This window comes from Rhodococcus sp. D-46 (assembly GCF_011290655.1).
GTDB lineage: Bacteria > Actinomycetota > Actinomycetes > Mycobacteriales > Mycobacteriaceae > Rhodococcus_F > Rhodococcus_F qingshengii.
Map to the genome: position 1 here is coordinate 23,505 of NZ_JAANTF010000001.1, position 12,023 is coordinate 35,527.

Consider the following 12,023-nt stretch of genomic DNA (forward strand, 5'->3'; position numbering starts at 1 on the left):
GAGTGGCAAATGTATCTTCGGCTTACCCGGTTTTCGTGGTCTGCCCGCCTAGTTCCCAAATGCTCACTGTTAGAGTTCAAAAGTTCGACAGGTCAAAACGATCTGTCTCCCTACCGTCGTGCCAGGAGGATCTTTGCTTTCCGCCTTCGTCTCGGCCCTCAGGACCCCAGACCTGAGGCGGAAGATCCTCTTCACCCTCGGCTTGGTGGCTCTGTATCGGGTCGGCGCTCTCATCCCGTCCCCAGGTGTCGACTACGGCCGTGTGCGTCAGTGCATCGATATCGCCAACTCCGGTGACTCAGCAGGTATCTACTCGCTGATCAACCTGTTCTCCGGCGGCGCTCTGCTGCAGATGTCGATCTTTGCGATCGGCATCATGCCGTACATCACGGCGAGCATCATCGTGCAGCTCCTGACCGTGGTGATTCCGAAGTTCGAGGAACTTCGGAAAGAAGGCCAGTCCGGCCAGGCCAAGATGACGCAGTACACGCGTTACCTGTCCATTGCTCTGGCAATCCTGCAGTCGACCGGCATCGTCGCTCTTGCGGCACGCGGACAGTTGCTCCAGGGCTGTGACGACATCATCGCCGACAAGTCGATCTTCGGTCTTGTCATCATCGTGCTGGTCATGACTGCCGGTGCTGCCATGGTCATGTGGTTCGGCGAGGTCATCACCGAACGTGGCGTCGGCAACGGTATGTCCCTCCTCATCTTCGCCGGTATCGCATCGCGTATCCCGAGCGAGGGCAAGGCAATCCTCGACAGCCGTGGTCCGCTGGTCTTCGCCTTCGTCTGCCTCGCAGCGCTGCTGATCATCGCCGGTGTCGTCTTCGTCGAGCAGGGTCAGCGTCGTATCCCGGTGCAGTACGCGAAGCGGATGGTCGGACGCAAGATGTACGGCGGATCCTCGACGTACCTGCCTCTGAAGGTGAACCAGGCCGGCGTCATCCCGGTGATCTTCGCGTCTTCACTGCTGTACCTCCCGAACTTGATTGCACAGCTGACTTCGGCCAGTACAGCGGTCGACCCCAGTTGGTGGCAGCGCCTCATCAACACCTACCTGGTGAACCCGGCCAACCCGGTGTACATCGCGATCTACTTCGGCCTGATCGTCTTCTTCACGTACTTCTACGTCGCCATCACCTTCAATCCCGAAGAGCGCGCCGACGAGATGAAGAAGTTCGGCGGCTTCATCCCCGGTATCCGACCCGGTCAGCCGACCGCGGACTACCTCAACTACGTGCTGAGTCGCATCACCCTTCCGGGTGCGATTTACCTCGGCACCATTGCTGTTCTGCCCAACCTGTTCCTCGACATCGGGAACGGCGGCGGCGCGCAGAACCTGCCGTTCGGTGGCACCGCGGTGCTGATCATGGTCAGCGTCGGCCTGGACACCGTGAAGCAGATCGAGAGTCAGCTAATGCAGCGTAACTATGAAGGGTTCCTCAAGTGAGACTTGTCCTCCTTGGTCCTCCCGGTGCCGGCAAGGGCACCCAGGCCGCTATCTTGTCCGAGAAGTTCGGCGTTCCCCATATCTCCACGGGTGATCTCTTCCGCGCGAACATCGGTCAGGCCACCGCTCTCGGTGTGGAAGCAAAGAAGTACATCGACGCCGGCGAACTCGTACCGAGCTCGATCACCAACGACATGGTGAAGGCTCGCGTCGCAGAACCGGACGCAGCAAACGGTTTCCTTCTCGACGGGTTTCCGCGCTCGGTCGAACAGGCTCAGGCACTCGAGGGAATCTTGAAGGATCTCGACACCAAGCTCGACGGTGTCCTCTCCTTCGTCGTCGACGAGGACATCGTGGTCGAGCGTATGCTCGCCCGCGGTCGTGCCGACGACACCGAGGACGTCATTCGCAACCGACTCCGGGTCTACCGCGACGAGACGTCACCGCTGTTCGATTACTACAAGGACAGCATCGTCTCCGTCGACGCGATCGGCGAGGTCGAAGAGGTCAACGCTCGCGCACTGGCAGCGTTGGGTAAGTAATGGTCTTCGGGCGCAAACGCAAGGTTGTTCCGTTCCGCTCCGCGGGCGAACTCGACGCGATGGCTGCTGCCGGCGCGATCGTGGGTTCGGCTCTGGTGGCGGTTCGCGCTGCGGCGAAGCCCGGTGTCAGCACTTTGGAATTGAACGCGGTCGCTGAATCCGTCATTCGTGACGCCGGCGCCGTGCCCTCGTTCCTCGGGTACCACGGCTTCACCGGCTCGATCTGCTCTTCGGTCAACGATCGCGTCGTTCACGGAATCCCTTCTGCTCAGGACATCCTGGCTGAAGGCGACCTGGTTTCCATCGACTGTGGCGCGATCCTCGACGGTTGGCACGGTGACTCCGCTTGGACGTTCGGTGTCGGTGAGATCAGCGTCGCCGATCAGGAGCTCAGCGAAGCCACTCGGCTTTCCATGGAAGCCGGGATCGCGGCAATGATCGCCGGCAACCGTCTGACGGATGTTTCGCACGCGATCGAGGTCGGTACTCATGCCGCCGAGAAGTTGCACGGTCGTTCCTACGGCATCGTCGACGGATACGGCGGACACGGAATCGGCCGGGAAATGCACATGGATCCGTTCCTCGCCAATGAAGGTGCCCCGGGTAAGGGTCCTGAACTGGTTGTCGGATCGTGCCTGGCGATTGAGCCGATGCTCACGCTCGGCACCACCGACACGGTGATTCTCGACGACGACTGGACCGTTGTGACGACCGACGGGTCCCGTGCGGCGCACTGGGAACACACTGTCGCAGTGACCGAAGACGGTCCGCGGATTCTGACACTCCGGCCGGAGTAGTCGACACAGTCGCTGACAAGTGTTGGCAGCGAGCATGATTCATGTTCGAGAAGTCCCAGCCTCATTTCGAGGCTGGGACTTTTTCGATGGGGGAGCGGTGTGCGTCGTCACCCTGACCGGAGGCGCATTTGGCCTGGTCGTTTACATCGCGTAACATGGCTAGGCGGTGCGCTATGCGCGTCGATAGTTCTTGTGCCTACGCCCGGATCGCTCCGGGATCGGGCTTTCGAACTGCCGACGATCTTTCCATTGCGTGCCAATGTAACGGAAGCCGATGCACGAAGCATGCCAAACCAAACGGATCGCGGAGGATATGGCTAAGAAAGACGGGGCCATCGAGGTCGAAGGACGAGTAGTCGAGCCGCTGCCCAATGCGATGTTCCGCATTGAGCTCGAGAATGGCCACAAGGTCCTCGCCCACATCAGCGGAAAGATGCGTCAGCACTACATTCGCATCCTCCCGGAAGATCGCGTTGTCGTAGAGCTCTCGCCCTACGATTTGTCGCGCGGACGCATCGTTTACCGCTACAAGTAACGAACTTCCCGGACCTGACCTGGGTCAGGGAGAAGTATGTCTGCCGCGGTTCATCGCGGCGGGCTGCGACAAAACAGGAGATCAGAAGACGTGAAGGTTCAGCCGAGCGTCAAGAAGATCTGCGAGAAGTGCAAAGTGATTCGCCGTAACGGTCGAGTCATGGTGATCTGCGAGAACCTGCGTCACAAGCAGCGTCAGGGCTAGATCTAGCTTTTCGAAGATCTGCTTGGCAACAAGCAAAGAAGACCTCCCAGTACCAGCCATTGTTGACGAGACCCCACGCGATCGTTCACCGATCGCCAAGGTCGGACAATGGTTCACCCCCGGCACGGAGGCCGGGGCCCCACTGAGTTAGTTGATGAGATCATCTGCGCCTTCGGGCGTCGGTACTCGGCAAGAGGCACAGGGGAAGGGCTGGGAGCAGACCTCCGCACACCGATAAGGAAATGCCACCATGGCACGTCTCTCTGGTGTCGATCTTCCTCGCGAAAAGCGCATGGAGATCGCACTGACATACATCTACGGCATCGGCCGTACCCGCTCCAAGGAAATCCTTGACGCCACCGGCGTCAGCCCGGATCTCCGGAGCAAGGACCTCTCGGACGAGGACCTGGCAAAGCTCCGCGAGTACATCGAGGAGTCGCTCAAGGTCGAGGGTGACCTTCGCCGCGAGGTTCAGGCCGACATCCGTCGCAAGATCGAGATCGGCTGCTACCAGGGCCTGCGCCACCGTCGTGGTCTGCCCGTGCGTGGTCAGCGCACCAAGACCAACGCCCGTACCCGTAAGGGTCCGAAGCGCACCATTGCCGGCAAGAAGAAGGCGAAGTAATGCCCCCGAAGTCACGTAGCACCGGTCCGAAGAAGACCCAGAAGACGCGTCGCAGGGATAAGAAGAACATCCCGCACGGCGCCGCTCATATCAAGAGCACCTTCAACAACACCATCGTGTCCATCACGGACCCCGCCGGAAATGTCATTTCCTGGGCGTCTTCGGGACACGTCGGCTTCAAGGGTTCGCGTAAGTCGACTCCCTTCGCCGCTCAGCTTGCTGCTGAGAGCGCTGCCCGTAAGGCGCAGGAGCACGGTGTCAAGAAGGTTGACGTCTTCGTCAAGGGACCGGGATCCGGTCGCGAGACCGCAATCCGTTCCCTCCAGGCCGCTGGCCTCGAGGTCGGCACCATTTCCGATGTAACCCCCCAGCCGCACAACGGCTGCCGTCCGCCCAAGCGGCGTCGGGTATAGCGGGAAGGATAGGTAGAAGAAAATGGCACGTTATACCGGACCCATCACCCGCAAGTCGCGTCGTCTGCGCGTCGACCTCGTTGGAGGCGACCAGGCATTCGAGCGTCGCCCGTACCCGCCCGGACAGCACGGCCGCGCGCGTATCAAGGAGAGCGAGTACCTGCTCCAGCTGCAGGAGAAGCAGAAGGCTCGCTTCACCTACGGCGTCATGGAGAAGCAGTTCCGCCTGTACTACAAGGAGGCGAACAACCGCCCCGGCAAGACCGGCGAGAACCTGCTTCGCATCCTCGAGTCGCGTCTCGACAACGTCGTATACCGCGCAGGCCTCGCTCGCACGCGCCGTCAGGCACGTCAGCTGGTCACGCACGGTCACCTTCTCGTGAACAACAAGAAGGTCGACATCCCGAGCTACCGCGTCTCGCAGTACGACATCATCGATGTCAAGGAGAAGTCGCTCTCCACGCTTCCGTTCCAGGTTGCGCGTGAGACCGTCGGCGATCGCCCGGTTCCCGGGTGGCTGCAGGTTGTCGGCTCGCGTCTGCGGATCCTGGTTCACCAGCTTCCCGAGCGCGCGCAGATCGACATCGCTCTGCAGGAACAGCTCATCGTCGAGTACTACTCGAAGTAAGGCGCTTCGTACCCCGTGAGTGGTTGAGGAGTCTCCGGACTCCTCAACCACTCACAGGGCCGCAGGCCCTTTCCCATCGTGGGCGTCAAATAGTGGACGTCCGTACAGGAGGAAATACCAATGCTCATTTCTCAGCGACCCACGCTGACCGAAGAGGTCATCGCTGATAACCGCTCGAAGTTCGTCATCGAGCCCCTGGAGCCAGGTTTCGGGTACACGCTCGGCAATTCGCTGCGCCGCACGCTGCTCTCGTCGATCCCCGGCGCTGCTGTCACCAGCATCCGTATCGACGGCGTTCTCCACGAGTTCACCACCGTCCCGGGCGTGAAGGAAGATGTCACCGACATCATCCTGAACCTCAAGGGCCTCGTCGTGAACTCCGAAGAGGACGAGCCGGTCACCATGTACGTCCGCAAGCAGGGCCCCGGCGCTGTTACTGCGGGCGACATCGTGCCCCCGGCAGGCGTCACCGTGAACAACCCTGATCTGCACATCGCCACCCTGAACGACAAGGGAAAGCTGGAGATCGAGCTCGTAGTCGAGCGCGGTCGTGGCTATGTCCCCGCCGTTCAGAACAAGGCGTCCGGCGCAGAGATCGGCCGTATCCCGGTCGACTCGATCTACTCGCCGGTGCTCAAGGTCACCTACAAGGTGGAGGCCACTCGCGTCGAACAGCGCACCGACTTCGATCGGCTCGTTCTCGACGTGGAAACGAAGAACTCCATCACCGCACGGGACGCGCTCGCTTCGGCGGGCAAGACCCTGGTTGAGCTCTTCGGCCTGGCCCGTGAGCTGAACGTCGAAGCAGAAGGAATCGAGATCGGACCCTCGCCTGCCGAGGCCGATCACATCGCTTCCTTCGGACTCCCCATCGAGGATCTGGACCTCACGGTCCGCTCCTACAACTGCCTCAAGCGCGAAGGTGTTCACACCGTCGGTGAGCTTGTCGGCCGTACCGAGTCCGATCTGCTCGACATCCGCAACTTCGGACAGAAGTCCATCGACGAGGTCAAGGTCAAGCTGCATTCGCTCGGCCTGTCCCTCAAGGACAGCCCCGCATCCTTCGATCCCACCACCGTTGCCGGCTACGACGCCGCCACCGGAACGTGGAGTGACACTGATGCCGGTTCCTTCGGCGATGCCGAAGGTACCGAGGACTACGCCGAGACCGAACAGCTGTAGCAGCTCAGGTCCTTTACTAGGAGATCATCATGCCCAAGCCCAAGAAGGGTGCCCGCTTCGGCGGGTCGGCTTCCCACCAGAAGGCGATTTTCGCCAATCTGGCTACCGCGCTCTTCGAGCACGGTCGCATCACCACCACCGAGTCCAAGGCCAAGGCATTGCGCCCCTACGCCGAGAAGCTCGTCACGCACGCAAAGGCCGGCACGCTGGCTCACCGTCGTGAGGTGCTGAAGGTCATCCGCAACAAGGATGTCGTTCACACCCTGTTCGCCGAGATCGGCCCGTTCTACGCGGACCGTAACGGTGGATACACCCGCATCATCAAGACGATCCCCCGCAAGGGTGATAACGCTCCGATGGCAATCATCGAGCTCGTCAAGGAAAAGACCGTCACCTCCGAGGCTGACCGCGCTCGTCGCGTCAAGTCCTCGCAGGAAGCTCCCGCCGCAGAGAACGTCGTCGAGGCCGTAGAGGCCGACGCGACCGAGGCTGAGGTCGAGAACGCTGACGCAGTCGTCGAGGCCATCGAGAACGAGACCGCAACTGCGGCCGACGCTCCCGAGGCCGAAGAGGCCAAGAAGGACTAGTCTCCCTTGGTTTCGGCACACGCTGAATCGAACGAGCCCGCCGCCCCCATCGGGGACGGCGGGCTCGTTCGATTGCGGCTCGACATCTCCTACGACGGCACCGACTTCTCGGGTTGGGCCCGCCAGACCGATCTGCGCACCGTGTGCGGTGAGATCGAAGGCAAGTTGGGAACGGTGCTTCGACGCCCGGTTCAGTTGACCGTTGCCGGTCGAACCGACGCCGGTGTCCACGCCACCGGTCAGGTAGCGCACGTCGACGTTCCGGGAGAGTTGCTCCCGGACGATCCGTCTCGACTCGTGCGCAGACTTGCACGATTTCTGCCCAAGGACGTTCGGGTCAAACAGATATCGGTGGTTCCGGGTGACTTCGATGCGCGCTTCTCCGCGATGCGACGTTATTACGAGTACCGGGTGACCAACGCGGCGTTCGGAGTGGAACCACTACGCGCACGCGACACCGTCTCGTATCCCAAACCACTCGATCTCGGAGCGATGCAGGATGCGTCGAATCGGCTGCTGGGTCTGCACAACTTCGCGGCATTCTGCAAGCGTCGAGAAGGCGCTACGACGGTGCGGGAGCTGCAGCGTTTCGACTGGACCCAAGAGGGCACGGTGTTCACGGCGTACGTGAATGCCGATGCGTTCTGCTGGTCGATGGTTCGCAGTCTTGTCGGCGCAGTCCTCTCCGTCGGTGAGGGACGGCGCACCGCCGACTGGGTGGCAGGGTTGCTCGACGAAACGTCGCGATCCAGTTCCATCCTCGTTGCTCCGGCGCACGGACTTTCGTTGGTCCGCGTGGACTACCCCGACTACTCGGAACTGGCTGCCCGCAACGCGATTACCCGTGAGACCCGCGAGATTCCGTCTTCGGGTGGATGCTGCGGTGACTGAACATCACCATGCAAAATGCCCTCCCACTCTGTGTGGGAGGGCATTCGTACCGGGGGGCTATCCCGCCAGTTGGCGCGCGATGACCAATCGCTGAATCTGGTTGGTGCCCTCGAAGATCTGCGTGATCTTGGCCTCGCGCATGTAGCGCTCGACGGGGAAGTCCTGGGTGTATCCGTACCCGCCGAATACCTGAACGGCGTCGGTGGTGACCTTCATTGCCGCGTCGGTGGCCACGAGCTTGGCGACGCTCGCGTTGCGTGAATACGGAACTCCGGCGTCGCGGCGGCGGGCTGCATCGAGGTAGGTGGCTCGCGCGGAGTCGACTGCGGCAGCCATGTCCGCGAGCACGAAACCGAGTCCCTGGTGATCGATGATCCGCTTGCCGAATGCCTTGCGCTCCTTCGCGTAAGCGACCGCGTCGTCGAGCGCGCCTTGAGCGATTCCGACGGCAACGGCGGCGATTCCGAGTCGGCCGGAGTCGAGAGCGCTGAAGGCGATCGGCAGCCCCTGGCCGCGCTGACCGATCAATCGCTCCTCAGGAATGAAGGCGTCGTCGTAATTCGCGGAGGCAGTGGGGACCGCGCGTAGCCCCATCTTCTCTTCGGGTTTTCCGAAGCTGAGGCCTTCGGTGTCCTTGTCCACCAGGAGGCAGGAGACGCCGCGTGAACCGTCGTCACTGGTGCGTGCGAAGAGATTGTAGAAGTCCGCCTTGCCGCCGTTGGTGATCCAGGCTTTCGAGCCGTTGACGCGGTAGCCGCCGTCGGTGGGCGTCGCCTTGCACGACAACGCGGCGGCGTCGGATCCGGCCTGCGCTTCGGAAAGGCTGTACGCGCCGATGGTGTTGCCGCCCAGCATGTCCGGTAGCCAGCGCTTCTTCTGTTCGTCGGTGCCGAAGGTGAACAGCGGGAAGCACGACAGGCTGTGCACGCTCACCGCCACTGCAACCGCTGCCCAGCGTGAGGCGATCTCTTCGAGCACTTGGAGGTACACCTCGTACGGCTGATCGCCGCCGCCGAACTCCTCGGGATACGGAAGGCTCAGCAGACCCGCCTGTCCGAGTGCGGGGAACACTCCGTCTGGATACTTCTCGGCCTTCTCGTATTCGTTGACCTTGGGCGCGAGTACCTTGTCCGCGACATCACGCGTCAGTTCGATGAGATCGCGAGCTTCTTGGCTGGGCATCAGGCGTTCGACGGGCACGGTCGGCTCCTAGCTAGGTAATAGTACTGAGAACGATACTGCAGTACTGTTGTAGGTATGGCAAGGCTGGTTCACAAGACGACTGCGCGCAGGGCAGAGTTGTTCGATCAATTGGTCGAACTGTTCTTGAGCGAGGGTTTCGCCCACCTCACGCTCGACGAGATCTCAGCTCGTCTGCACTGCTCCAAGAGCACCTTGTACACCGTGGCGGCCGGCAAAGAGGATCTGGTGCGGGCGGTGACAGTGCACTTCTTCCGGGCGGCGACCGATGCAGTGGAGAGTGCAGTCGCCGCCGAAACGGCCCCGACTCGTCGAGTCGCGGTGTATCTCGAAGCAGTGGGTGATCGGCTGTCCGCGGCGTCCAGTCAGTTCATGGAAGACCTGGCCGAATCGGTGTCGGCGAGCCAGGTCTACGAGAAGAACACGTCGATCGCTGCTGATCGTGTGCGATCGCTCATCGTCGAGGGAGTCGGTTCGGGCGCATTCCGGCAGGTACACGCATCATTTGTCGCCGATGCCGCTGCGGCGACGATGGTTCGGATCCAGCAACGCGCGGTCTACCGGGCAACTGGTCTGGACGATGCCAGCGCTTATCGGGAACTGGCAGCACTCATCACGGACGGGATCACTGCGTGATCAGTCGCTAGCATCGACGTTCATGGCACCTTTGAACGTCGAAGTCATCGTAGGTTCGGTCCGCGAGGGGCGAATGGGACGAGCAGTGGCGGACTGGTTTGTCGAGCGCGCCACCGCGAACCCGTCGTGGAACGTATCGGTGATCGACCTCAGAGAGCTGTCGTTGCCCCAGGATTTCTCGGATTCACCTGCCACGGAGGTTTTCCGCCGGCGAATCGGGCGCGCCGACGCTGTTGTCGCCGTGACCTCCGAATACAACCACGGGTATCCGGCTGCTCTCAAGACCGCATTCGATTCGGTGAAACACGAGTGGCGTGCCAAGCCGATCGGATTCGTGTCCTACGGCGGGATTTCAGGTGGTGTTCGGGCCGTCGAGCAACTGAGGCAAGTGGTGGCGGAGTTGCACATGGTCTCGGTGCGTCAAAGCGTGACCATTCACCGGGTGCGTAAGCAATTCGGACACGAGCCGTACGGCGTCGATTCGATTGCGATCGATGCAAGCGAGAAGATGATTCGTGAATTGGATTGGTGGGGAAGCGGATTGCGGATGCAACGTGCAAGTGATCCCTATCCCGGCTGATCTTGGACATACGCGATCACGCCATCTGGTGAGCGTCGCCGGCTCGTGGACGGCCGATGAACGATGTCTCGGAAGCGATGGTCACCAGAGTCAGGTCGACGCGTGTACGGCCGGTTTCGACCGTGATCTTGTCACCGAGTGCGAATGGCTGGACTATCGAGATTTCAGGGTCGATCCGAGGCCATTGGCGTGGATGTCCGTACACATAGATTGCGGTCACGCCGGCACGCGGAGATAACCCCTCGACGCCGTCGAATACGACAGTGTTGAAGGCGCCCTCAGGCCCACCGCCCTGCCCGGACACGCGGAGTCGGTCAGGCACTCCCATCGAGTCGGTGAGCGCGGTCCACGCTTGCGGTCGATCGGTGTGGACGAGTACCAGTGCGCCGGTCGCGATGGCTCGAAAGATCAACTGCTGAGCCAGATAGAGTTCGCCGGCGACAAGAACGGTGTTGACGCCCGGCCCCGAAATTCTGGCCGCGACACCGTGCCCGTTTCGGTCCGAGCCGATGAGTTGGCCGCACCCGGCAAGGGGTAGAGCGAGTGAGTCGAGTGTGCCCCCGTCCATGCGAACGCCCGGCGTGATGCCGTCCAGCGCGGCCAATGCGGTTGGCAAGTTGGTCAGCAATCCGTCGCGCTGGCGCCCACGTAGCGAGACCAAACCGGCCAGCGGTGCGTTCTCAGGTGGATTGCGCGTGGTGAAGCGACATGTCGCACTGACCTTCGCCTCTCCGCGTTGTCCGGTGGGTCGTAACCGAATTGTCACGGACGTCCCGACCGTTGCCACTGCCCACACTCGGGTCAGGGTCGCAGTGGTGATGAAACGGGGTTCGATCCCAAATCCGACGTTGGACACGCCAGGCAAGGGGGTACTTCGCCACGTTTCGGTGACCTCGTGGCCGGCCACTCCTCTTGTCACCTGGGCAGTGGACGACGCGATCTCCGGTGCGGTCAGGATCCGCGCCTTGCACCCCGCTGAATCGAGCACCCGGATGACACGATTGGCGGCAACAGCTATCGCGCGGCCGGCGCCCTGTTCGCCCCCGCCCCGGCGTTCGACTGCTGCACCACCCTCCAGCGCGTCGAAACGTAGTGCAAGCCAAACACTTCTGGTGGCGGTGGCTGGTAGTGGTCCGATGAGACGTTCGTAGACTTCGGTGGCAGGCGTTCCCGACGCGGCGCGGTATCCGTGACTGACGATGTCGATGCCGGTGAGTGAGATGTCGTGCTGATAGAGACAATTGGCGAGGGCTGCCGTGGGCAGAAGGTGGGAAGCGTCGAACGAATGACGGCCGATCCTGGTCAGGTAGTCGCGTGGGGGAGCGATCTCGACGACAGCGACGAGCGAAGATCCGTCCACTCGGAGCCCGATGGACTGCTCGGAGGGAGTGTGAAAACTGACGATCGTGCTGCGGTCGACGTCCTTGCGGTGCAGATAGCGAAAGTACCTGACAATCCAGGACATTACCGACCAACCGCCCACATGAAGCAGCATTGATCCGGCAACCACACAACCGATTGCCAGCGCCCAGAACCAATCGAGCCCACTGGCCATCGCGATTCCGCCCGCACCGATTCCGAAAATCTGTGCCGGCACGAACTCGCGCGTCGAAATCCTGTGTGACGACGGCCAATGCTTCAACCGCGATCGGTCCACGGTTCCTCCCCGATACCTGACCTGCGAACTACCCGAAAACTTCCGCCCCAGCGGAACTGTACTGTGTCTTCGCAAGGGGATGTAAGGCACGGG

At 61.7% G+C, this 12,023-nt stretch carries 15 protein-coding genes; 13 read left to right on the plus strand and 2 right to left on the minus strand.

What is annotated here, in order from left to right; all coding sequences use genetic code 11:
• The first annotated feature begins 133 nt into the window (after window positions 1-133).
• From secY to truA, 11 genes are all read left to right on the plus strand, one after another.
• Window positions 134-1,453, plus strand: a complete 1,320-nt coding sequence (gene secY, locus G9U53_RS00170) for a preprotein translocase subunit SecY (RefSeq protein ID WP_003940773.1) — start codon at window positions 134-136, stop codon at window positions 1,451-1,453.
• Window positions 1,450-1,995: an adenylate kinase gene (locus G9U53_RS00175; protein WP_003940868.1), complete on the plus strand. Its 546-nt coding sequence runs from the start codon at window positions 1,450-1,452 to the stop codon at window positions 1,993-1,995. The genes secY and G9U53_RS00175 overlap by 4 nt, the downstream gene beginning before the upstream one ends.
• The gene (gene map / locus G9U53_RS00180) at window positions 1,995-2,792 is read left to right on the plus strand and encodes a type I methionyl aminopeptidase (protein WP_003940806.1); all 798 of its coding nucleotides are present in this window, start codon (window positions 1,995-1,997) and stop codon (window positions 2,790-2,792) included. Before G9U53_RS00175 ends, map begins: the two co-directional genes overlap by 1 nt.
• A gap of 313 nt (window positions 2,793-3,105) precedes the next feature.
• Window positions 3,106-3,327, plus strand: a complete 222-nt coding sequence (gene infA, locus G9U53_RS00185; RefSeq protein ID WP_003418601.1) for a translation initiation factor IF-1 — start codon at window positions 3,106-3,108, stop codon at window positions 3,325-3,327.
• Window positions 3,328-3,417: 90 nt separating this feature from the next.
• Window positions 3,418-3,531: a 50S ribosomal protein L36 gene (rpmJ, locus tag G9U53_RS00190; RefSeq protein WP_003938068.1), complete on the plus strand. Its 114-nt coding sequence runs from the start codon at window positions 3,418-3,420 to the stop codon at window positions 3,529-3,531.
• A 250-nt stretch (window positions 3,532-3,781) separates the two neighbouring features.
• Window positions 3,782-4,156, plus strand: a complete 375-nt coding sequence (gene rpsM, locus G9U53_RS00195) for a 30S ribosomal protein S13 (protein ID WP_003940834.1) — start codon at window positions 3,782-3,784, stop codon at window positions 4,154-4,156.
• Window positions 4,156-4,569: a 30S ribosomal protein S11 gene (gene rpsK / locus G9U53_RS00200; RefSeq protein ID WP_003940683.1), complete on the plus strand. Its 414-nt coding sequence runs from the start codon at window positions 4,156-4,158 to the stop codon at window positions 4,567-4,569. The genes rpsM and rpsK overlap by 1 nt, the downstream gene beginning before the upstream one ends.
• A 22-nt stretch (window positions 4,570-4,591) precedes the next feature.
• Entirely contained in the window at window positions 4,592-5,197 is a 606-nt protein-coding gene (gene rpsD, locus G9U53_RS00205) for a 30S ribosomal protein S4 (protein ID WP_003940769.1), read from the plus strand.
• 120 nt (window positions 5,198-5,317) lie between these two features.
• Window positions 5,318-6,379: a DNA-directed RNA polymerase subunit alpha gene (locus G9U53_RS00210; RefSeq protein WP_003941016.1), complete on the plus strand. Its 1,062-nt coding sequence runs from the start codon at window positions 5,318-5,320 to the stop codon at window positions 6,377-6,379.
• Between the two features lie 29 nt (window positions 6,380-6,408).
• Window positions 6,409-6,966, plus strand: coding sequence for a 50S ribosomal protein L17 (gene rplQ, locus G9U53_RS00215; protein WP_003940748.1), 558 nt, complete (start codon window positions 6,409-6,411; stop codon window positions 6,964-6,966).
• Window positions 6,967-6,972: 6 nt separating this feature from the next.
• Window positions 6,973-7,857, plus strand: a complete 885-nt coding sequence (gene truA / locus G9U53_RS00220; RefSeq protein WP_165638183.1) for a tRNA pseudouridine(38-40) synthase TruA — start codon at window positions 6,973-6,975, stop codon at window positions 7,855-7,857.
• A gap of 57 nt (window positions 7,858-7,914) precedes the next feature.
• Here the strand turns inward: truA and G9U53_RS00225 are convergent, their stop codons facing one another.
• Window positions 7,915-9,057, minus strand: coding sequence for an acyl-CoA dehydrogenase family protein (locus tag G9U53_RS00225; protein WP_019747558.1), 1,143 nt, complete (start codon window positions 9,055-9,057; stop codon window positions 7,915-7,917).
• A gap of 57 nt (window positions 9,058-9,114) precedes the next feature.
• On the opposite strand from G9U53_RS00225, the gene G9U53_RS00230 reads away from it, so the two are divergent.
• On the plus strand, window positions 9,115-9,693 hold the full coding sequence (locus tag G9U53_RS00230; RefSeq protein WP_165638184.1) for a TetR/AcrR family transcriptional regulator: 579 nt from the start codon (window positions 9,115-9,117) through the stop codon (window positions 9,691-9,693).
• 22 nt (window positions 9,694-9,715) lie between these two features.
• Window positions 9,716-10,273 carry an NAD(P)H-dependent oxidoreductase gene (locus tag G9U53_RS00235; RefSeq protein WP_003940967.1) on the plus strand — a complete coding sequence of 186 codons (558 nt, stop codon included), beginning with the start codon at window positions 9,716-9,718 and terminating at the stop codon, window positions 10,271-10,273.
• A gap of 16 nt (window positions 10,274-10,289) precedes the next feature.
• Here the strand turns inward: G9U53_RS00235 and eccE are convergent, their stop codons facing one another.
• The gene (gene eccE, locus G9U53_RS00240) at window positions 10,290-11,930 is read right to left on the minus strand and encodes a type VII secretion protein EccE (protein WP_165638185.1); all 1,641 of its coding nucleotides are present in this window, start codon (window positions 11,928-11,930) and stop codon (window positions 10,290-10,292) included.
• Between the last annotated feature and the right edge of the window lie 93 nt (window positions 11,931-12,023).